General features: G+C 51.2%; 22 protein-coding genes. 14 read left to right on the forward strand and 8 right to left on the reverse strand.

The genetic code is table 11. The features are described 5' to 3' along the window. The first annotated feature begins 6 nt into the window (after positions 1 to 6). On the forward strand, positions 7 to 822 hold the full coding sequence (locus tag HCX92_RS05395; RefSeq protein WP_169293904.1) for a CoA ester lyase: 816 nt from the start codon (positions 7 to 9) through the stop codon (positions 820 to 822). Positions 823 to 895: 73 nt separating this feature from the next. On the opposite strand, the gene HCX92_RS05400 is transcribed toward HCX92_RS05395, so the two are convergent. Next, the gene (locus HCX92_RS05400) at positions 896 to 1,762 is read right to left on the reverse strand and encodes an oxaloacetate decarboxylase (RefSeq protein ID WP_169293905.1); all 867 of its coding nucleotides are present in this window, start codon (positions 1,760 to 1,762) and stop codon (positions 896 to 898) included. A 63-nt stretch (positions 1,763 to 1,825) separates the two neighbouring features. Beyond that, complete coding sequence (locus HCX92_RS05405) at positions 1,826 to 2,803, reverse strand: tripartite tricarboxylate transporter substrate-binding protein (RefSeq protein ID WP_169293906.1); 978 nt, start codon at positions 2,801 to 2,803, stop codon at positions 1,826 to 1,828. A gap of 484 nt (positions 2,804 to 3,287) precedes the next feature. On the opposite strand from HCX92_RS05405, the gene HCX92_RS05410 reads away from it, so the two are divergent. The 3 genes from HCX92_RS05410 to HCX92_RS05420 are packed head-to-tail and all read left to right on the forward strand — an operon-like array spanning position 3,288 to position 5,999. After that, the gene (locus tag HCX92_RS05410) at positions 3,288 to 4,649 is read left to right on the forward strand and encodes an acyclic terpene utilization AtuA family protein (protein ID WP_169293907.1); all 1,362 of its coding nucleotides are present in this window, start codon (positions 3,288 to 3,290) and stop codon (positions 4,647 to 4,649) included. A 14-nt stretch (positions 4,650 to 4,663) separates the two neighbouring features. Next, entirely contained in the window at positions 4,664 to 4,984 is a 321-nt protein-coding gene (locus HCX92_RS05415) for a DUF4387 domain-containing protein (RefSeq protein ID WP_169293908.1), read from the forward strand. A gap of 58 nt (positions 4,985 to 5,042) precedes the next feature. Continuing rightward, on the forward strand, positions 5,043 to 5,999 hold the full coding sequence (locus HCX92_RS05420) for a tripartite tricarboxylate transporter substrate-binding protein (RefSeq protein WP_169293909.1): 957 nt from the start codon (positions 5,043 to 5,045) through the stop codon (positions 5,997 to 5,999). 17 nt (positions 6,000 to 6,016) lie between these two features. On the opposite strand, the gene HCX92_RS05425 is transcribed toward HCX92_RS05420, so the two are convergent. The 6 genes from HCX92_RS05425 to paaG all read right to left on the reverse strand — a co-directional run bounded on the left by HCX92_RS05425 (position 6,017) and on the right by paaG (position 10,679). Then, positions 6,017 to 7,021 carry a sigma-54-dependent Fis family transcriptional regulator gene (locus tag HCX92_RS05425; protein WP_169293910.1) on the reverse strand — a complete coding sequence of 335 codons (1,005 nt, stop codon included), beginning with the start codon at positions 7,019 to 7,021 and terminating at the stop codon, positions 6,017 to 6,019. Positions 7,022 to 7,113: 92 nt separating this feature from the next. Continuing rightward, a complete protein-coding gene (locus HCX92_RS05430; RefSeq protein ID WP_169293911.1) occupies positions 7,114 to 7,320 on the reverse strand; it encodes a tripartite tricarboxylate transporter substrate-binding protein in 207 nt (68 codons plus the stop codon). A gap of 43 nt (positions 7,321 to 7,363) precedes the next feature. Next, entirely contained in the window at positions 7,364 to 7,966 is a 603-nt protein-coding gene (locus HCX92_RS05435; protein ID WP_169293912.1) for a TetR/AcrR family transcriptional regulator, read from the reverse strand. A 97-nt stretch (positions 7,967 to 8,063) separates the two neighbouring features. Then, positions 8,064 to 9,377 (reverse strand): phenylacetate--CoA ligase PaaK, encoded by a 1,314-nt coding sequence (paaK, locus tag HCX92_RS05440; protein ID WP_169293913.1) that lies wholly within the window; start codon positions 9,375 to 9,377, stop codon positions 8,064 to 8,066. A gap of 52 nt (positions 9,378 to 9,429) precedes the next feature. Then, positions 9,430 to 9,876, reverse strand: a complete 447-nt coding sequence (paaI, locus tag HCX92_RS05445) for a hydroxyphenylacetyl-CoA thioesterase PaaI (protein ID WP_169293914.1) — start codon at positions 9,874 to 9,876, stop codon at positions 9,430 to 9,432. Positions 9,877 to 9,878: 2 nt separating this feature from the next. Beyond that, positions 9,879 to 10,679 carry a 2-(1,2-epoxy-1,2-dihydrophenyl)acetyl-CoA isomerase PaaG gene (paaG, locus tag HCX92_RS05450; protein WP_169293915.1) on the reverse strand — a complete coding sequence of 267 codons (801 nt, stop codon included), beginning with the start codon at positions 10,677 to 10,679 and terminating at the stop codon, positions 9,879 to 9,881. A gap of 142 nt (positions 10,680 to 10,821) precedes the next feature. Here paaG and paaN point away from each other — a divergent pair, with 142 nt between their 5' ends. The 10 genes from paaN to paaC all read left to right on the forward strand — a co-directional run bounded on the left by paaN (position 10,822) and on the right by paaC (position 20,398). Beyond that, on the forward strand, positions 10,822 to 12,483 hold the full coding sequence (gene paaN / locus HCX92_RS05455; RefSeq protein ID WP_169293916.1) for a phenylacetic acid degradation protein PaaN: 1,662 nt from the start codon (positions 10,822 to 10,824) through the stop codon (positions 12,481 to 12,483). Positions 12,484 to 12,563: 80 nt separating this feature from the next. Continuing rightward, complete coding sequence (locus HCX92_RS05460; RefSeq protein ID WP_169293917.1) at positions 12,564 to 13,721, forward strand: ABC transporter substrate-binding protein; 1,158 nt, start codon at positions 12,564 to 12,566, stop codon at positions 13,719 to 13,721. A 66-nt stretch (positions 13,722 to 13,787) separates the two neighbouring features. Next, on the forward strand, positions 13,788 to 14,660 hold the full coding sequence (locus HCX92_RS05465) for a branched-chain amino acid ABC transporter permease (protein ID WP_169293918.1): 873 nt from the start codon (positions 13,788 to 13,790) through the stop codon (positions 14,658 to 14,660). Between the two features lie 3 nt (positions 14,661 to 14,663). Further along, on the forward strand, positions 14,664 to 15,620 hold the full coding sequence (locus tag HCX92_RS05470) for a branched-chain amino acid ABC transporter permease (RefSeq protein WP_169293919.1): 957 nt from the start codon (positions 14,664 to 14,666) through the stop codon (positions 15,618 to 15,620). Beyond that, on the forward strand, positions 15,620 to 16,411 hold the full coding sequence (locus HCX92_RS05475) for an ABC transporter ATP-binding protein (RefSeq protein WP_169293920.1): 792 nt from the start codon (positions 15,620 to 15,622) through the stop codon (positions 16,409 to 16,411). The genes HCX92_RS05470 and HCX92_RS05475 overlap by 1 nt, the downstream gene beginning before the upstream one ends. Beyond that, positions 16,398 to 17,099: an ABC transporter ATP-binding protein gene (locus HCX92_RS05480; RefSeq protein WP_169293921.1), complete on the forward strand. Its 702-nt coding sequence runs from the start codon at positions 16,398 to 16,400 to the stop codon at positions 17,097 to 17,099. Before HCX92_RS05475 ends, HCX92_RS05480 begins: the two co-directional genes overlap by 14 nt. 144 nt (positions 17,100 to 17,243) lie before the next feature. Continuing rightward, the gene (locus HCX92_RS05485; protein WP_169293922.1) at positions 17,244 to 18,125 is read left to right on the forward strand and encodes a PaaX family transcriptional regulator C-terminal domain-containing protein; all 882 of its coding nucleotides are present in this window, start codon (positions 17,244 to 17,246) and stop codon (positions 18,123 to 18,125) included. A 142-nt stretch (positions 18,126 to 18,267) separates the two neighbouring features. After that, entirely contained in the window at positions 18,268 to 19,257 is a 990-nt protein-coding gene (gene paaA, locus HCX92_RS05490; protein WP_169293923.1) for a 1,2-phenylacetyl-CoA epoxidase subunit PaaA, read from the forward strand. 83 nt (positions 19,258 to 19,340) lie between these two features. After that, positions 19,341 to 19,625 (forward strand): 1,2-phenylacetyl-CoA epoxidase subunit PaaB, encoded by a 285-nt coding sequence (paaB, locus tag HCX92_RS05495; protein WP_169293924.1) that lies wholly within the window; start codon positions 19,341 to 19,343, stop codon positions 19,623 to 19,625. Then, positions 19,625 to 20,398 carry a 1,2-phenylacetyl-CoA epoxidase subunit PaaC gene (gene paaC / locus HCX92_RS05500; protein ID WP_169293925.1) on the forward strand — a complete coding sequence of 258 codons (774 nt, stop codon included), beginning with the start codon at positions 19,625 to 19,627 and terminating at the stop codon, positions 20,396 to 20,398. The genes paaB and paaC overlap by 1 nt, the downstream gene beginning before the upstream one ends. Positions 20,399 to 20,403: the final 5 nt, after the last annotated feature.

A 20,403-nucleotide genomic window follows, 5' to 3' on the forward strand; every position in this document is an offset into this window, starting at 1 on the left:
AAAAAAATGCCGACTGCAAAAAGCTACTTATTCGTGCCGGGTGACCGCCCGGAGCGCTTTGAAAAGGCACTCAACACTCATGCAGGGATGGTGATTCTGGATCTTGAGGATGCGGTGGCTCCCGATGCCAAAGACAGTGCCCGGGAAGGCATCCGTCAGTGGCTTGAAGCCAGCGACACGCGTGAATTTACCCAGCGGCTCATGCTGCGTGTCAATGATGTTGACACGAGCTGGTATGGCCGCGATGTGGCCTTGTTGGGGTCGGGTAAATTCCAGGGGGTCATGCTGCCCAAGGCACAAAGTGTTAAGGCCCTTGAACAGTTGTCGGCAACCCTTGAAGGTCAACAGGAAATCATTCCCTTGATTGAAACCGTACAGGGTTGGGACAACGCCCGTCAGCTGGGAGAGGCCACGCGCGTTTCCCGGCTGGCTTTCGGTTCAGTCGATTTTGCCATTGATGCCGGGATAGAGGGAGATCAGGAAGAACTTGATTATGTGCGTTCTTCCCTGGTTTTGCAGTCCCGTCTGGCAGGCAGGGCCAAACCGGTGGATGGCGTGACCGTTGATTTCAGGAACCAGGATGTTCTGAAGGCTGATGTGGCGCGTTCCCGTCGTTACGGTTTTGGGGCAAAACTGTGTATTCATCCTGCCCAGGTTGATGTCGTGAATGAAGGCTATGCGCCTTCTGCCAAAGAAATTGATTGGGCTCACAGGGTACTTGAAGGCGTGGAGAAATTCGGACTGGGTGCTTTTGCCCTGGAAGGAAAACTGCTGGATAAACCCTTGTTTATACGGGCACAGCGTATTCTTGCAGCGGCGTAAAAGGCCAGGCCGATAGGCAAAAAAAACAGGGGGCCTGGCCTCCTGTTTTTTTGCCTGCGTTTCTGTTCAGGTTTCAGTCGGCATATTTTTTCTCAAATTCCCAAATTTCCGGGAAACCAATCAGCTTATTGAAATCGGAAAAATTGTAAAGCATGGGTTCAAGCCCGACTGATGTGTGGTGGGTGGCCAAATGCTGGTAGGCATTTTGCAGTGCTTGGCCAGCGGCCAGAAACCCCAGGGCAGGATAGATCGCAATGGCATAGCCCATTTCCTGCAACGTGGCAGGGGGCAGAATGGGTGTGCGGCCGGTTTCCACCAGATTGATCAGCAGGGGCTTTTCAATCGTTTTGGCAATTTTCCACATCTCCTCTTCATTTTCAGGCGATTCGATAAAAATGATGTCTGCACCAGCCCGGGCATATTGTTCGCCCCGGCGCAAGGCTTCATCCAGTCCAAGACTGGTTCGGGCATCGGTGCGGGCAATAATCAGAAAATCGGGGTTTGAGCGGGTATCGACGGCCACCCTGATTTTCTTGACCATGTCAGCGGCAGGAGTCACCCGGCGTCCTGGCGTATGGCCGCATTTTTTAGGAAACGCCTGGTCTTCAAGCTGGATAGCCGCCGCGCCCGATTTTTCATAGGCGCGAACGGTATGGGCCACGTTCAGCAAGCCGCCATAACCGGTGTCTCCATCACAAATCACCGGTTTGCCGGTGGCATTGCAAAAGGCGGCTACCCGGTTGTTCATGTCGGTCATGGTGGCAAGGCCGGCATCCGGTAAGCCCAGATAAGAAGCCACGGTTCCGTAACCTGTCATGTAAAGGCAGTCAAAGTTCATTTGGCTGGCGATCTTGACGGAAATCAGGTCATACACACCGGGGGCGATCACCAGTTTGCCCGGGGAAATTATTTGTTTCAGCTTATGTTTTTCGTTGTTCATGGCAATCCGTCAGGCCTTGTATGCGGTTCAAGGCCTGTGTATTCAGGGTTAAGCGGGAATGAATCAAACGGGTTTCAAATCAATGGCCACCGCCAGGTTGCGCCATAGTTCAAAATCTTTTTTGACCTGTTCATTGAATTTTTCAACCGAATCACCCACCGGTTCGGCAGCCTGTTTTTGCAGGATTTCTTTCATGTCGGGCTGGTTAATGACCTGAGCCACGGCTTGTTGCATGCTGTCCAGCAAAGGTTTGGGTGTTTTGGCGGGTGCAAAAATGCTGTAAGTCACGTAGACGTTATCAAATTCTTTAAAGCCCAGTTCTGCCATGGTGGGTACATCTGGCCACATTTGGGTTCTGGACTGGCCGGTTACCGCCAACGGGGTAATTTTGCCAGACTGCACATAAGCACTGGAAGACAGCAAACTGCCTGTGGCCATGGTGGTCACGCCACCCGCAACATCAGCCATGAGCGGTGCCCCGCCTTTATAGGGAACGCTGATCATGTTCAGTTTATTGTAGTGATTGAACATATCTCCAACCAGACGGGTCATGTTTTCGGAGCTGCCATAGGCAAATTTGTTACCGGGTTTTTTGGCCAGCGCAAGGAAGTCTTTAATGTTTTTGGCATCCAGTGTAGAACTGCTTAAAAATGCCAGGGGAGAACGGGCCACCATGGTGACCCCAATGAAATCCTTGAATGTATCGTAAGGAATGTCTTTGGTGACCAGGGGATTGATCAGGTGGCTGTTGACCACCAGGGCGTAGGTGTAGCCGTCCGGTTTTGACGTGGCGACTGAACGGGTCCCGATAATGCCATTGGCGCCAGGTTTGTTTTCAACAATGACGGGTTGCTTGAATACCTTGGAAAGCCGGTCGCTAAGATGCCTGGCAATAATATCGGTGCCGCCACCGGCAGAGTAGGGGACGACCAGGGTAATGGGTTGTGTGGGGTAAGGGTCTGCGGCCAGGGCTGGTGTGGCAACAGCGATGCTGGTACCCATAAGAATCAAAGAAAATAGCCGTGTATGAGCTTGCTTCATTTTGTCTCCTGAAGAAAATTTTTGTTTTGTCGTATTGGAATCACCCGTGATGGGTGGCAATACATAGGGTTGGGCATCCTTTGGGAGTGCTGCTTTGTTGGATGTCTTATAAGAATTATTATATTTGTACGTATGTTTGTAATGTACGGACAAATTTAAGGGAGAATGCATTGGCTGTCAAGAAATAATTATTTACGCGTGATGTAGATCAAGGTGGGCTTTTTAATGGCTGGGAGGCGGGCTTTCCAACGCAGAGCATGGGAACGAGTATTGCGTAGCTTGCAAAAGATGATTAATGTGTTATTTACACGCATTATAGCGTGAAAATTGCTCACATTAAAAAATAAATAAATAACACTGGATTTATTAACTCATTGATATTAAACGATTTTTTTTATTAATGAAAATTGGCATGTATTTTGCTGTATGTAGTGTGGATTACGCGAATGCGTAAATTTTTAATGCCATACAAGAGAGTAGAAACATGAAATCGATGAAGATTATTTGTCCTAACGGTCATTTGGGTTTTGCCCCGTTGAGAACCGAAAGTTTTCATATTGGAGTTCAGGCGGCACCGGATTTTATTGCAGCGGATTCCGGCAGTGATGATGTCGGCCCCGTGCCTTTGGGTTCAGATACCTCCACCAGTCCGCAAGCATGGCAGATGCATGACCTGGAAGAAATGCTATTGGCTTCGCGCCGGCTGGGCGTACCCATGATTATTGGTTCGGCGGGTGATACCGGTTCCAATAGCCGGGTTGATATGTATGTCCGCATTATTCAGGAACTGGCGGAAAAACATAATTTGCCCAAATTCAAGCTGGGTTATTTTTATTCCGAAGTGGATAAGGAAACGGTTCGCATGAAAATCCGTAATGGGGACAGTGTGACCGGCCTGGATGGTTTTGATGACCTGACAGAAGCCGAACTGGATGCCACTGACCGTATTGTGGCCGTCGCGGGGGTACATCCTTATATCAAGCTTCTGGAGCAGGGGGCTGATGTTATTATTGGCGGAAGAAGTTCCGATGCGGCCGTATTTGCGGCACCGGCGATTTTCAAGGGCTTTCCAGAGGACAAAGCCTACTATCTTGGTAAGGTTCTGGAGTGCGCATCGTTTTGTGCCGAACCGTATGGTGGCAAGGAAACGGTGATGGGGGAAATCTCTCATGATGATGTCCAGGTGACCGCCATGCACCCGGAGCAGCGTTGCACGATTGCTTCGGTAGCCGGTCATGCCATGTATGAGCGTTCAAACCCCTTCGAAGAATTTTTTGCGGGCGGTAGACTGGATATGACTGATTGTCATTATGAACAGCTTACAGAGAAAACCACCCGAATTACGGGTTCACGTTTTCATCCTGCACAGCAGATTCGCGTAAAACTGGAAGGTTCAGGAAAAGTGGGGGAGCGGTTCATCGGGTTTTGTGGCGTGCGTGACCCTTATACCATTGCAAATATAGACCGGGTCATTGGCTGGGCCAGAGAAAAAGTACAAGAGCGGTTTGGTGATGAGGGTTATCAGCTGCATTACAGCGTATATGGCCGTGACGGTGTGATGGGAGCGCTGGAACCATTACGGCATCAGACAGGACATGAAGTGGGTGTCCTGGTACAGGGCGTTGCACCAACGCGTGAAATGGCGGAAGAGCTGACATTGATCGGTCTGCGCCAGATGTTTTATGCCCGCTTGCCTGATGTCAAAGGCACCGCAGGCTCGGTATCCTTCCCGTTGGATGAGGTGGTTGAAGCCAGTGCCGCCTATCGCTGGACACTTAACCACACCATGCCTGTTGATGATGTGCTTGAACTTTTCCCAACCAATATGATTACCGCTGGCGTATAACAAGGAGCCTTATCATGACAAGCTATAAACTGAACCAATTAGCCAAAACCATTCGCAGCAAAAATGCCGGTGTCAATAAAATCACGTTTGATATCATCTTCAGGGATCAGGAAACCTATCAGGCAGTTAAAAAATCAGGAGCGCTTTCCAGACAGACAGTATGTGATTTGTACAATATTTCTGATGAGCGTATTTCGGATTTTGTTGAATACGATCCGGGTCTGGCGATCAAATTCACAATATACCGTCAAAGACCCAGTGGTTCGGCCGGTGATGGCGATATTTTTGGCGCACAACAATACGCGCCATTGCTGGAGCTGCCTGTCGATCTTTAATGAATGAAATTTCATTCAAATAACGTAACCTATAATTAGCTAATATAAAGAGACAATCATGAAATACTTCATCAGCAAAGCAACACTTATCTTAAGCTCTGTATTATTGCTGGCTTCCCAGGCTAATGCAGCCTCACCCATCACGCTTGTGGTGCCTTTTTCCACCGGGGCCAGCAATGATTCAATTGCCCGTGTTATTGCTCCGTTACTTTCTGACAAACTCAAGCGCCCTGTGATTGTTGAAAACAGGGCGGGTGCGGCAGGGGTCATTGGATCAAATTATGTGGCAAAGGCGCCCAATGACGGTTCCACTTTGCTACTCACCTCGTCTACATTTGTAACAACCGCGGCCACGCAACCGTCTTTGCCCTATGACCCCATCAAGAGCTTTACGCCCGTTGCCATGATCGGGCAGGGACCACTGGTGATCGCGGTTCCCGCGCAGAAGCCCTATGCCTCATTGTCGGATGTCATGAACAAAGCCCGCATGAGTCCTGGTGCCGTCAATTATGGATCATCGGGAATTGGCTCACTGGCGCACTTGGCCACAACATTAATGGAAGATTCGGCCGATGTGAAAATGACGCATGTGCCATATAAAGGAGCGGCCAATGCGGCTGCCGACCTTGCCGGTGAACGGCTGGACATTATGCTGGCCAACTACAGTTCTTTGGCGCCATTGTTGCCCACCGGCAAGGTAAAATTGCTGGCAACAACGGCACCGGGCGTACATCCTGCATTTCCTGACTTGCCGCCCGCTTCACAAACCCTGCCGGGCTATGACGTGGATATTTGGGTGGGGATTTTTGCACCTGCGGGCACATCGCCCGAATTCATTGAAACCCTGAATGAGGCACTGAATGAAATCAGTCAGTCCAAACAGCTGGCACGTTTGCTCGAGATGGATGGGACGGTTCCCTCTGCCATGAGCAGTGAGGAGTTTGCCCAGCGCGTTTCGGGTGATCTTGAGCGATGGAAAAAGCTGGCGGACCAACACCAGATCCAGGCCAACTGATGTCGGTTTCTGTGGGCTCAGGGCGTTATTCCAAGCCTGGACAGTTGGTGACGCAAGGCATGACGGGATATGCCCAGGATGCTGGCAGCCAGAGTCTGGTTGCCGGCACTGCGTTTTAGGGCCTGCAAAATGAGTGACTTCTGGAAGCGTGCCGTCTGTTCGAAATAATCACTGGCTGATAGGGCGTCATCATGACCGGTGCTGCCTGCCGTATTATCCGGGATCATGGCGCTTTGTCCGTTTGCCTCGCGGATAATACGAGATGGCAAGTGTTTTTCAGTAATGACTTCCCCTTCCTCCAGAATACAAATCCGCTCCAGTAAATTGCCAAGCTCACGGACATTGCCTGGCCAACGGTATTGTTGGAAAATTTCCTTGACGGCGGTGCTTATTTCCGTGAAATGAGCATCATGCAGGGCATTGTATTTTTTCAGGAAACGGTCCACCAGTACAAAAACATCGTCTCCGCGCTCCCGTAAAGGAGGAATGTTGATGGAAACCACCTGGAGCCGATAATAAAGATCGTCCCGAAACTTGCCGGCCGACACCTCATTGAGCAGTATCTTGTTGGTGGCGGCAATAAAGCGCAGGTCGGTAGACTGCTCCTGCACCGAGCCAATGCGCCGGAAACGGCGGCTGTCCAGTAGAGTCAGGATTTTGGCCTGCATAACAGGGTCAAGTTCACGTATCTCATCCAGAAACACGGTGCCACCGTTGGAAACTTCCAATAAACCCATTTTTTTATCGACCGCACCGGTGAATGAGCCCCGCTCGTGTCCGAACAGTTCTGACTCGAGCAGGTTGCCAGGAATGGCGGCGCAATTGATTTCCGTAAAGAGGTGACTGGCGCGGCTGGATTGCTCATGAAGCGTGCGTGCAACCAGCCCCTTGCCGGTGCCGGTTTCGCCGTAGATCAGGACCGTGCTGACTTTGCTGCGGGCCACCTTGGTGATCAGGTTTTTCAATTCAACCATGGAAGGATGGTTGCCAATTATCTCATTAACCGGTGTGGGGTTTGACATGCCGAAATCTTCAAATGAGCGTGAGACGGAGAAATGACATTATAGTCTCAAGTCTTTGGATAGCAATCACCAGGCTGGCCGCATAAGCGCCGTCAATTAACCGTGATACCACTTTTCCTGATGATTTCCCCTGCCTGTTTGGCCCGCTCATCAACATAAGACTTGAAGGCTTCCGGTGTGGATGCTACAGGATACATGCCCAGAACCTCCAGTTTTTCACGGACGGCAGGTATTTCAAGTGCTTTGGTTATTTCCGCGTTCCAGCGATTGACAATCTCTTTGGGTACGCCTGCCGGCATGATTACCCTGTTCCGCGCTCCCCCTGAAGTTTTTTACTTTATTTTATTTTATGTTTTTCAGGCCTTCCAGTACTAACGTGGTGGCCACGTCGGCATACTCTTCGCGTGTGATGGGCCCGTTGGGCTTGAACCACATGTAAACCCAGTTGAGCATGCCAAACAGGGACATGGTTACCGGTTTAAGTAAAGGACGTTTCTTATTGATTTCAGGGTTAATGTCGTGAAGGGCATCGGCAATCCGCATCACGATGCGCCTTTCAAGTTCATTTATTTCGTTGGTTTCTTCTTCCGCCAGCAAGCCGCGACAATTTAATTGAACAATATGCTTGTCATCGGCATCACGGTAGCATTCCAGTATTTGACGGACCAGTTTACGCAGGCGCAGTTCAGGCAAGTCGTTGTGCGACTCATCGGCAACGGCTTGCAATGCCTGATCCAGCTCTTCCAGATGTGAGCGGATAATATCAAAGATCAAAGCACTTTTACTGGGGTAATAGTGGTAAAGAAGTGCTTTGGAAACCTTACTGCGGGCAGCAATTTGTGACATGGAAGCTTTTTCCATGCCCAATTCTGCAAAAACTGCGGCAGCATTAACCAGGATGTGAAGTTGTTTTTCCTCGAAATCTGCTGCGCGGACGCGTGCCATACTGATTTACTGTCCTATAAAAATAAAAACCAAAAACGCTATTCTAGCTTACTTCTGATTGGGGATTATACCTAGACCCTACTCAGAACAACAGTATTTAGCGTTTTGGACGATTATCAATGACCCGTTTGGCTTTTCCTTCGGAACGCAAGAGCGTGCCGGGCAACGTAACATTAACGATTGTGCTGATCCCGACAATGCTTTTTATATGATGCGCCAGTTCTTTGGCCGAAAAATTCCGGGCATTTTCATCTTCGGCACCGGGCTGGCATTCCACATTGATCGTCATGCTATCCATACGCGAGCTGCTTCTGTTCAGTTCAATCTGGAAATGGGGAGCCAGGCCATGGCATTTCAGAATCTGTTCTTCGATCTGGGTAGGAAAGACATTGACCCCGCGCAGAATAATCATGTCATCACTGCGACCGGTAATTTTTTCCATACGGCGCATAGTACGTGCCGTACCGGGCAGAAGGCGGGTCAGGTCGCGGGTGCGGTAGCGGATAATTGGCAAACCTTCTTTGGTCAGGGTCGTAAAGACCAGTTCTCCTTCTTCCCCATCGGGTAAAACCTCACCGGTTTCAGGATTAATGATTTCAGGATAAAAATGGTCTTCCCAGATATGCAGGCCATCTTTGGTTTCCACGCATTCATTGGCAACACCGGGACCCATGACTTCAGACAGGCCGTAAATATCAACAGCATGCATATCAAAGGCCTGTTCAATTTCCTGGCGCATGGCATTGGTCCAGGGTTCTGCGCCGAAAATACCAATGGCCAGTGATGATTCGCGTGGATCCAGCCCCTGACGATGGAATTCATCAAGAATGGAAAGCATGTATGACGGCGTGACCATAATGATGCGGGGTTTGAAGTCTTGAATGAGTGACACCTGGCGTTCGGTCATGCCACCGGAAATAGGTACTACCGTACACCCCAGTTTTTCGGCACCATAATGCGCCCCCAGGCCTCCGGTGAACAGGCCATAGCCGTAGGCATTATGCAGGACATCACCAGGCCGGCCACCGGCAGCGCGGATGGAGCGGGCCACCAGGGTTGCCCAAACCTCAATATCATTTTTGGTGTATCCCACAACCACCGGTTTGCCAGTGGTGCCGGAAGAGGCGTGAATGCGTGTCAATTTTTCGCGTGGCACGGAAAACATGCCGAAAGGATAGGTATCACGAAGATCTGTTTTTTGGGTAAAAGGGAATTTGGCCAGATCTGACAGGGTTTTCAGATCGGATGGATGAACCCCGGCTTTATCAAAATGCGCTTTGTAAAAAGGTGAATTTTCATAAGCATGATTAAGTGTCCATTGCATGCGTTGCAATTGCAGGGCGGACAGCTCATCACGGGATGCAATTTCGATGGGGTCCAGGTCTTCTTTTCTGGGGGTCAGGTTTTCCATTTTGTTTCCTCTAGCTTTATGTTTCTTTATTGTGTTTTTGACGATGGATCAGTCAAGATTGTGTGGTGGGCAATAAGGTGCCTTTAATCGTGCGGGCATGACCGCGAAATTCGGCGATATGTTTGCCGTTCTGGTTGCGAATAACGACGTCATAAAGCCCGCTGCGTCCCTGTTTGCTGATTTCACGGGCATATGCCGTCAATTCGTCGTTTTCAAATGCCGGTTCCAGGTAGGTGATTGAGCAATGCTGGGCAACGGTGCGTTGATTATAAGTATTGCAGGCAAAAGCAAAACAGGTATCCGCAAGGGTAAAAATATAGCCGCCATGGCATGTGCCGTGGCCATTAAGCATGTGGGGCTTGATGCGCATTCGCATGCAGGCCTTGCCGGTTTCAACTTCAAGCAGTTGCATGCCCAAGTGCTGGGCGGCAAGATCGTCTTGCCACATGGCGTCAGCGCAGTCCTGGGCCAGGGTGGGGGAAAGGGTGTGATCGGACATGTTTATTTTCCTTTGAAAGCGGCTGGACGTTTTTCCAGAAAAGCGCTGACGCCCTCGGCATAATCTTCGCTGCATCCGGCCTGGCGTTGCAGCTTGCGTTCCAGCTCCAGTTGCTGGTCCAGTGTGCTGCTTGCCGCAGTCTGGATGGCCTGTTTGATCAGGCCCAGGCCGAAAGTGGGACCTTTAGCCAGTTCCCGGGCAAGTTCAGTTGCCCGGATTTGCAATTGATCATCTTCAATGACTTGCCAAATCATGCCCCAGTTGGCCGCAGTGCTCGCATCAAGTGGGGCCGCGGTTAATGCCAGCGCTTTGGCACGGGCCTCTCCGATAAGGTGGGGAAGTGTCCAGGTGCCGCCTGAATCGGGAATCAGGCCGATTTTGGAAAAAGCCTGGATGAAACGGGCGGAACGGGCAGCCAGCACAATATCGCAAGCCAGAGCCAGGTTGGCACCGGCACCGGCTGCCACCCCGTTGACAGCGCAAATGACCGGCTTGTCCAGTTCGCGGATTTGCCGTACCAGAGGGTTGTAATACTGCTCAATGGTTTCACCCAGGTCTGGTGCGGTATGGCCGTTTGCAGGGTTTCGCTCGGACAGATCCTGGCCGGCACAAAACCCCCGGCCTGCACCTGTCAGCAAAACAGCCCGCACAGCAGGGTCTTCTGCCGCCTGTGTGAGGCCTGCCCGTAATGCCAGATGCATATCGACATTGAACGAATTTAATTTGTCAGGACGGTTCAGGGTTAGATGCAAAACATGCTCTTCAAGTTTTATTGCAACACTTTCATGTGACTGAAGTCCCATGTTGTCTCCTTTAATTCGGTTTATTCAGTTGGGATTTATGGCTTTCCCGGATTTTTTTTGTATTTGATGTTCGATACTATTGCATAAACCGGCCGGTTGGTCAATAATGTGTTGAAAATAATTTCATACAGGAAAATCAGGAATGTCTAGTTTATTTGAAAAGCATGGTTCTACGCTGGAAACGGCACTTGAGGTTATCAGGCATCGTGGGTTCTGGTCTGCCTATCCGGAAATGCCCAGTACCCGTTTCTATGGGGAACAAGCCAAAGAAGAGGGGCAGCAGGCCTATGATGCCCTCTTGAACAAAGATTTCAGCTTGCCCGGTCATCCCGAACAGGGCCGGGCCGGAAATGAACAATCCCCTTATGGTGTGGCATTGGGCATACGCTATCCGGTTGCCAGTGCAGAAACGCTGGTGAAGCAATCACGGGAAGCCGGTAATGTCTGGGCCGATACGCCCCTGGACGTGCGTATGGGGATTTGTCTGGAAATTCTTGCTCGTCTTAACAGCATGAGCTTTGAAATAGCCAATGCCGTGATGCATACTTCCGGGCAGGCTTTCCCAATGGCATTTCAGGCCGGTGGTCCGAATGCACAGGACAGGGCCCTGGAAGCATTGGCTTACGCCTGGGCGGAAATGAGTCAGATTCCCGGACAGACCGACTGGGTCAAGCCACAGGGCAGGGCAGGTGATCTGGTTCTGGAAAAGCATTGGCGCATTATTCCACGCGGCGTTTCGTTGCTGATCGGATGCCAGACATTTCCAACCTGGAACAGCTACTCGGCATTTTTTGCCAATCTGGTGACCGGCAACACGGTTATTGCCAAGCCGCACCCATCGGCCATTCTGCCTATGGCCTTAACAGTACGGGTGGCCCGCGAAGTGCTGTCAGAACAGGGCCTGCCTGCAGATGTCGTGTTATTGGCGGCTGAAGAGGATGGCATGGGCATGGCAAAACAACTGGCTTTGCATCCTGACGTGGCGCTGATTGATTACACGGGGTCAAGCGCTTTTGGACAGTGGCTGCGTACACAGGCGGCGACCCCGCTGGTGTATACCGAAGAGGCCGGTGTGAACAGTATTGTGCTGGGCTCTACCGATAACTTTGATGCCATGTGCCAGAACATTGCTTTTTCCCTGACCCTGTACAGCGGACAAATGTGTACAACACCGCAAAACCTGTTTGTGCCGCGTGACGGGATCTTGGTCAATGGCGAGCGCAAAACGTTTGATGAAGTGACCGCCGGTATCGCCAGTGCCGTGGATGCCCTGCTGGTTGATCCTGCGCGGGCGGTCATGGTTACGGGAGCCATTGCCAATCAGGCTACGCTGGAACGCGTTGCCACCATGCGGGGAGCCGGACGCCTGATCCGTGATTCGGCTGCCTTGCCTGGCATGGAACAGGTACGTACGGCAACACCCTTGATTCAGGCATTGGATGCCAGTGATGAAAACGTTTACGGTGCCGAATGCTTTGGCCCGGTTTCTTTTGTGATTGCCGTGGACGATGTGGAAGAGGGCATACGTCGTGCCACGCAGCTGGCACGTACCAAAGGGGCGATTACAGGGGCTATTTATGAAACCGATGAAAAGCGTCTGGCTCAGGCGGTTGATGCATTTGCCCGAGCGGGTGTGAACCTGTCCGTTAATTTGGTGGGTGGGATTTTTGTCAATCAAAGTGCCGCTTTCAGTGATTTCCATGGTACGGGAGCCAATCCGGCGGGTAACTGCTGTTATGCGGACTCCGCTTTTGTGGCCAATCGGTTCAGGGTGGCGATGTGGCGTCGCCTGAAAAATAATTAAGCTGTGTTTGTTTCCGGCCGGTGTCGTCAGGTACAGGCCGGAAAGTATTTAAATGTCTGAAAATAAACAGGAGACAAAAAATGAGTCATAACAAAACAGGAAAAACAGGACGTAAATGGGCAGGGTTGCTTGCCGCTTTATGCTTTGCAACAGGCGTACAGGCAGAAATCCGCATCGGTTCCACGGTTTCGGCGACGGGGTTTGCCTCTTATCTCGGAGAGCCCGAAGCGCAAACCCTGAAAATGCTGGTGGATGACATTAATGCCAAAGGCGGTGTGCTTGGCAAGCAGCTTAAGCTGATCGCCTATGATGATGCCGGTGATGCCAACAAAGCACGTACCTTTGCCACCCGTTTGGTGGAAGATGACGAAGTGGTCGCCATTATAGGAGGCACCACAACCGGTGCAACAATGGCGATTATACCCACCGTGCAGGAAGAGGGGATACCTTTTGTGTCTCTGGCCGGTGCGATTGAAGTTATCAAGCCGGTACGCTCCCATACCTTCAAGACGCCACATACGGACCGCATGGCCTGCGCCAAGATTTTTGAGGATATGAAAAAGCGGAATCTGTTAACGGTGGGCCTGATATCGGGTTCAGACAGTTTTGGTGCATCCATGCGCAAGCAATGTCTGGATATCGTGGGTGATTATGGTATTACCGTAGTGGGCGATGAAGTCTTTGGCCCCACTGATGCGGACATGACCCCACAGTTGACCAATTTACGCAATAAAGAGGGCGTTCAGGCAATCCTGAGCCTGGGACTGGGGTCGGGACCTGCCATTATTACCCGGAATTATGCACAACTGGCCATTGATTTGCCGCTGTACCAGTCGCATGGGGTGGCCTCGGATGCCTTTATTAAACTGGCGGGCAAAAAAGAGGCGGAAGGCGTGCGTTTGCCGGGAACCCCCTTATTGGTTGCCGAGTTGCTGGCAGAAGACGATCCGCAGCGGGAAGTGGCCTTGCGCTATAAACAACAATACGAAAGCATGGCTGGCAAGCCGGTTTCCACCTTTGGCGGATATGCGCATGATGCCTTATATCTGGTGGTGGATGCCATAGAGCGTGCCGGAAAAGCAGAACCTGCCGCCATTCGGGATGCGTTGGAAAACACAAAGGGTCTGGTAGGCACCACCGGTACTTATACCATGTCGGCTGCAGATCATCTGGGTTTGGATCTTAGTGCTTTCCGGATGCTGGAAATCCAGGACGGCAAATGGAAGCTCATCGAGTAACGCCATTTTTGTGGAGGCGCATGCCTCCATTCATCATTACGATCAGATGAAATTCCGGAGACGTACATGTCTGAGTTCATGCAGTTTTTGCTGTCCGGGCTAACCGTTGGCGCCGTCTATGCGCTGGTGGCCCTGGGTTTTACCATTATTTATAACGCGTCGGACGTGGCCAACTTTGCCCAAGGTGAGTTTGTCATGCTGGGAGGCATGATTACGGCTGCCGCCTATACGGCGGGTGCCCCCTTGTTATTGGCGGCAACCCTGGCGATTGTGCTGACGGCAGCCATTGGCATCCTTTTGAACAAGCTGGCCATTGAACCGGCCCGTGGTGCACCCGTGGCCAGCCTGATTATTATTACCATCGGGGCATCCATTTTTATTCGCGGGTTAACGCAGATATTGCTGGATAAAGAGCTCCATCGCTTTCCCGCTTTTTCTGGCGATGATCCCATTCATGTACTGGGGGCGACCATTCTGCCACAGAGTTTATGGGTGATTGCCGGGGCATTGCTGGTGTTTGTGGCGTTATGGCTGTTTTTTACCCGGACGTTAACGGGGCGGGCAGTGCTGGCAACCGCCAATAACCGTATCGCCGCTTTGCTGGTGGGAATTAATACCCGTTATATCATGGCCTTGTCCTTTGCCTTATCTGCCGCCATTGGTGCCCTGGCCGGGATATTGATTACACCCATTACCCTGACAAGTTACGACATTGGCATGACGATGGCGCTGAAAGGTTTTGCCGCAGCCATGCTTGGCGGCATGGGAAATCCCAAAGGCGCCCTGGCAGGCGGCCTGGTGCTGGGTTTGCTTGAGGCCTTGACAGCGGGCTATCTCAGTTCGCAGTATAAGGACGCTGCTGCATTTGTGGTGATTCTGGCGGTGCTGTTTTTCATGCCCCAGGGTATGTTTGGCCGTAAAGTTGCCGAGAGGGTTTAAGCAATGAAAAGACTTTCTTCCAAACAGGTAACCTTGCTGGTATTGCTGGCGTTGATTGCGCTGGCCCCTTTGTTTTTCCCTTCCTCTTATTATTTGCGCATAGGCTCCCTGGTGTTTGTCAATAGTCTGTCGGTGATCAGTATTGTGATCCTGACGGGGTATGTCGGGCAGATCAGCCTGGGACATGCCGGCTTTATCGGGATAGGGGCCTATGCCTGTGCCCTGGCCCCGGTTCATTTCAATGTTTCGGTGTTAACCGCTTCCGTTCTGGGGGCCGTTGTTTCCGGTGTTGTGGCCTGGGTGGTGGGGCGGCCCATCCTGCGACTGCGGGGTTACTACCTGTCTGTCGCCACATTGGGATTTGGCATGCTGATCTTTATGGTGCTGAACAACGAGGCCTGGCTCACCGGAGGACCTGATGGCATGGTGGTTGCCGATCCCGGGATCAGGGCTTTGCTCAAAAGCTGGGGAATCTCGCTCAACAATGCCGAGTTCTGGTATGCCTTCAATGGGTTTGTTCTGCTGATCGGTGTCTGGATAGCCCTGAACTTAAAGCATAGCGCGACCGGTCGTGCCTTGCATGCCTTGCATGGTTCAGAGGTGGCGGCACGTACTGTTGGTATCGATGTGGCCCGGTTCAAATTGCGCGGCTTTGTTATTTCCGCCGTTTATGCATCGATCGCCGGTTCTTTACTGGCCATGCAAAACCGCTTTGTCACCCCCGATGTGGCGGGTTTCATGCATTCGGTTGAAATCGTTACCATGGCGGTACTGGGTGGCGCGGCGTCAGTGGTCGGGGCGATTCTGGGAGCGACCCTGTTGACGGCATTGCCACAGATACTGACCTTTTTACAGGAATATGAACAGATTGTTCTGGGCTTGATCATGATGCTGGTGATGATTTTTCTGCGCGGTGGCGTGTTACCTAGTCTGGTACGTATGGTACGGGGGAGAGGTTGATGAGTCTGCTTGACGTAAAAGGAGTGAGCATTTCATTTGGTGGCGTGCGGGCTGTGCAGGATGTCAGCTTTTCGATTGATAAGGGACAGATTGTTTCGGTCATCGGACCCAATGGCGCAGGTAAGACCACTTTATTCAATATGTTGTCGGGGGTTTATAGTCCACAACAGGGTGAAGTTCGCCTGGCGGGAGAGCTGGTGACGGGGATGCCCGCACATTTGCTGGCCCGTCGTGGCCTGTCCAGGACGTTTCAGAACCTGCAGATATTTTCAGCAATGACCGTACTGGAAAATGTCGCGACAGGATTCCACCTGCAGGAAAATGGGTCGTTATTGGCGGATTTGCTGGGCTTGCCGTCTGCACGGCGTCGTATGAAACGTTCAGAAGAACAGTCGATGGAGCTGCTTAAAACGGTGGGGCTTGAGCGGGCGGCCGGTTTTGAAGCCGGCTCCCTGTCTTATGGTGCATTAAAGCGCCTGGAAATTGCCAGGGCGCTGGCTTTGCAACCGCAGCTTTTACTTCTGGATGAACCGGCTGCCGGCTGCAATGCGGTGGAAACCGAAGAAATTGAAAAACTGGTGGCGCAAGTGGCCAAGAGCGGAACCGCCATTTTACTGGTTGAGCACGATATGAAAATGGTGATGCGTATTTCCAATCATATTGTCGTGCTGGATCATGGTGAGAAAATTGCGGAAGGCACACCCGCCGAGGTCGTCAGTCATCCGCGGGTTATCGAGGCTTATCTGGGGGTAGCCGCTACAGAGGAGGCAACACGTTATGCTGAGTGTTAGTCAGTTACGCTCAAGTTATGGGCGGATAGAAGTGTTACATGGCGTGAGTCTGGAGATCAGTGCTGGAGAAATTGTGGTGGTGATTGGCGCCAATGGAGCGGGCAAAACAACATTATTGCACTGTCTGTCAGGCATCCAGCCCATACAGGACGGCAATATTGTTTTTCGGGGGGAAAGTTTCAATACCGTACCTGCTTATCGTCGAGTCAAACACGGCCTGGCACAGGTGCCTGAAGGCCGGCAGATTTTCACCAGCCTGAGTGTTGAGGAAAACCTGCGTCTGGGGGCTTACCTGTACACGGATGACAAGGTGGATCGTGATATGGAGGATGCCTTTAACATGTTTCCCATATTACGGGAAAAACGTAACCTGCCGGCAGGCGGTTTGTCGGGTGGGCAGCAACAGATGCTGGCTATTGCCAGGGCTTTGTTAAGCCGGCCGTCATGCCTGTTGCTTGATGAGCCCAGCATGGGGCTGGCACCCATTCTGGTGGCGCAGATTTTTGATGTGGTCAAAAACCTGAAAAGCCTGGATGTCACGGTCTTGCTGGTTGAACAGAATGCCTTTGGTGCTTTGTCGATTGCCGATCGTGGTTATGTCATGGAAACCGGGCACATCACACTGTCAGGAGAGGCGCAGGCGTTGATTGTCGACCCCCGTATCCGTTCGGCGTATTTGGGCTTGTAAATAAGCCGTGCCTCATGCCTGAATGCAGGAAGAAAACGGTGTGAGGCATACTTGAAAACCGGTCTGAAAACATATTGCTGCCAGTAATCGGTGGCAAAAGCTGGTACATTTTGAGTTTCTGGTTTTTATTGGTGTAAATATTTAATGTCCAAATCTGTTTCCCGTTCTGTCAATGAAGTTGATATGCTGACCAGGCAATTGTTGCATGCCGTCCCGCTGAAGGCGGCTGCGTTTATTGTCACGCTGTATGGAGATGTGGTGGAGCCGCGCGGGGGCGTATTGTGGATGGGCAATGTCATAGAAACCTGTGCCATGGCAGGCATCAGTGAAAATCTGGTGCGTACGGCCGTGTCGCGCCTGGTGGCTGCCGGGCAGCTGACTGGCGAGCGTATCGGGCGGCGCAGTTTTTATCGTCTTACGCCTGCCGCTCGAGCCGAATTTGCTTATGCGGCCAGGGTGCTGTATGCCTCCCGGGTTGCCCAGCAATGGCATCTGGTTTATTTGGATGGAGAAAATGCGGATGTGTCAATGCGCGGCCTGAAAAGACTGGGTTATGCGGCCTTGAATCCCAGGCTGGCCTTTGGTCCCGATGACGTGCCTTTGTCACCCGAAGCGCTTGTTTGGAAAGCCGGGGTCATTCAAGGGCAAGACCAAATGCGCAGTTTTGCGGCAGCTCACTGGGATCTGGCTGTTTATGCCGAAGCCTACCGGACGTTTATCAGGAATTTTCAGCCGGTAGAGGGCCTGTTGGGAAAACTGGGCGATGAGGAAGCGCTAACTCTTCGTTTATTAATGGTGCACCAATATCGTTATGTTGCATTGCGGGCTCCCCATTTGCCCCGCGAAGCTTTGCCGGAAAACTGGGAAGGGCATATGGCCAGATCTTTGTTTGCCCGCTTGTATCTGACATTGTCCAATAAGGCAGATGCTTATGTGTCCGGTAAGTTTGTTGATAACAATGGCGTTTTAATCGAGCAGGGGCAATCTTTGCAGCAGCGCTTGGTGTGTTTGTCGCAACTGGATTGATTTTTTTATCTTCAAACATTACATTTTAATGGTAAATACTTATTGAATTGTAATGTTTTGAATGGCTTAATATAGCCTTATAAGTGACCGTCCGGTCGGTTTGTTAATTTAGGGTGTAGCGTTTAAAGCAGAGGTGAAATTTATGTATGCACAGGTAATTGATACGGGTAGTGATCGTGTACGTGCAATCGGAGAAATGTCCGAGGAAGAAAAAACCTTTATGGCACGTATTGAAAAAGGGGAAAAAATAGAGCCCAAAGACTGGATGCCAGAGGGTTATCGTAAAACGCTGATCCGCCAGATTGGCCAGCATGCCCATTCAGAGGTGGTGGGGCAATTACCGGAAGGGAACTGGATTACCCGTGCCCCCACGCTGGAACGCAAGGCAATTTTGCTGGCCAAGGTCCAGGATGAGGCCGGTCATGGCCTGTATCTGTATAGCGCGGCCGAAACATTGGGTATCAGCCGGGATGAAATGACAGAACTGCTGCATGCCGGAAAAATGAAATACTCGTCTATTTTCAATTATCCGACCCTGAACTGGGCGGATATTGGTGCCGTGGGCTGGCTGGTGGATGGTGCCGCCATTATGAACCAGGTGGCTTTGCAGCGTACGTCTTATGGTCCTTACAGTCGCGCGATGATCCGTATCTGCAAGGAAGAAAGCTTTCACCAGCGTCAGGGTTATGACCTGCTTATCAAAATGTGCCAGGGCAGTCCCGAGCAAAAAGCAATGGCTCAAGATGCCATGAACCGGTTCTGGTATCCGGCATTGATGATGTTTGGCCCGTCTGATAAAGATTCGGTGCATTCAGAGCAGTCCATGGCCTGGAAAATCAAGATTAATACGAACGATGAATTGCGTCAGAAGTTTGTGGATCAGACTGTGCCTCAGGCGGAATATCTGGGTCTGACCATTCCTGACGAGAATCTGGTGTGGAACGAAGAACGCGGTTCCTATGATTTTACCCAACCCGACTGGAATGAGTTTTTTGACGTGATTGCCGGTAATGGTCCTTGTAATAAAGACCGCATGGCAGCCCGGATCAATGCCTGGAAAGATGGGGAGTGGTTTCGCGAAGGCCTGGCGGCTTATGCGAAAAAATTGCCTTTGCGTAAACAGGCTGTCTAAAACGGTAATGGGCAAAGACCGCTTTGCAAAGCGGGTCAAATTTGGATATTTAGTCACAATCAATGAGAAAAGGAGGACATATCATGTCTCAAGAATGGCCTTTATGGGAAATATTTATTCGTGGTCAGCATGGTTTAAGTCATCGTCATGTGGGCAGCCTGCATGCGCCTGATGCAGAAATGGCCATTAATAATGCCCGTGATGTATATACCCGCCGCAATGAAGGGGTCAGTATTTGGGCTGTCAGGTCTGAAGAAGTGGTGGCCAGCGCACCATCCAAACGTGGTCCCTTGTTTGAACCTTCAAATTCCAAGGTTTACCGACACCCTACTTTTTTTAAAATTCCCAAGGAAGTGGGGAGTATGTAATGAAAACAGCACATTCAGATACTTCAACGGCCTTGCAGCAGATGCTATTGAGAATGGGCGACAGCACCTTGGTGCTGGGACACCGTATTTCAGAATGGTGCGGTCACGCACCGGTCCTGGAAGAAGATATTGCCATGGCCAATATTGCCCTGGATTTTATCGGTCAAACCCAATTTTGGCTGGGGATGGCGGCAGAGCTTGAGGCCGAGGGAAAAACGGCCGATCAACTGGCCTATTTACGGGACTGTGCGCAATTTCGTAATTTGCTTTTGGCAGAGCAGCCCAATGGTGATTATGCCCATACTATCGTCAGGCAGTTTTTATTTGATGCCTGGCATTTTCTGCAATTACAGGCCTTGATGAAGTCAACCAATGCCAGCGTTGCCGAAATTGCCGCCAAAGCGATTAAAGAGGTGAATTATCATCTTGAACGAAGCAGTGATTTGCTCATCCGCCTGGGTGATGGCACTCCTGAAAGCCATACCCGCATGCAGGCGGCGCTTGATGATTTGTGGGCCTATACAGGGGAAATGTTTATGGGTGACGAGCATGACATTGCGCTGGCCAAGGACGGTATCGCCCCCTTGCCGGAAAGTTTGCGTGATGACTGGCTGGCATGTGTGCAGGAAGTCATGCAGCAGGCCACCCTTACTTTACCGGATAATCCTTTCATGCATAAAGGTGGCAAACAGGGTCGGCATACCGAGTACCTGGGACACCTTCTGGCGCAAATGCAATTCTTGCAGCGCGCCTACCCGGGCTGTGCATGGTGATAAGC

The organism is Advenella sp. EE-W14, assembly GCF_012923605.1.
Taxonomy (GTDB): Bacteria; Pseudomonadota; Gammaproteobacteria; order Burkholderiales; family Burkholderiaceae_B; genus Advenella; species Advenella alkanexedens.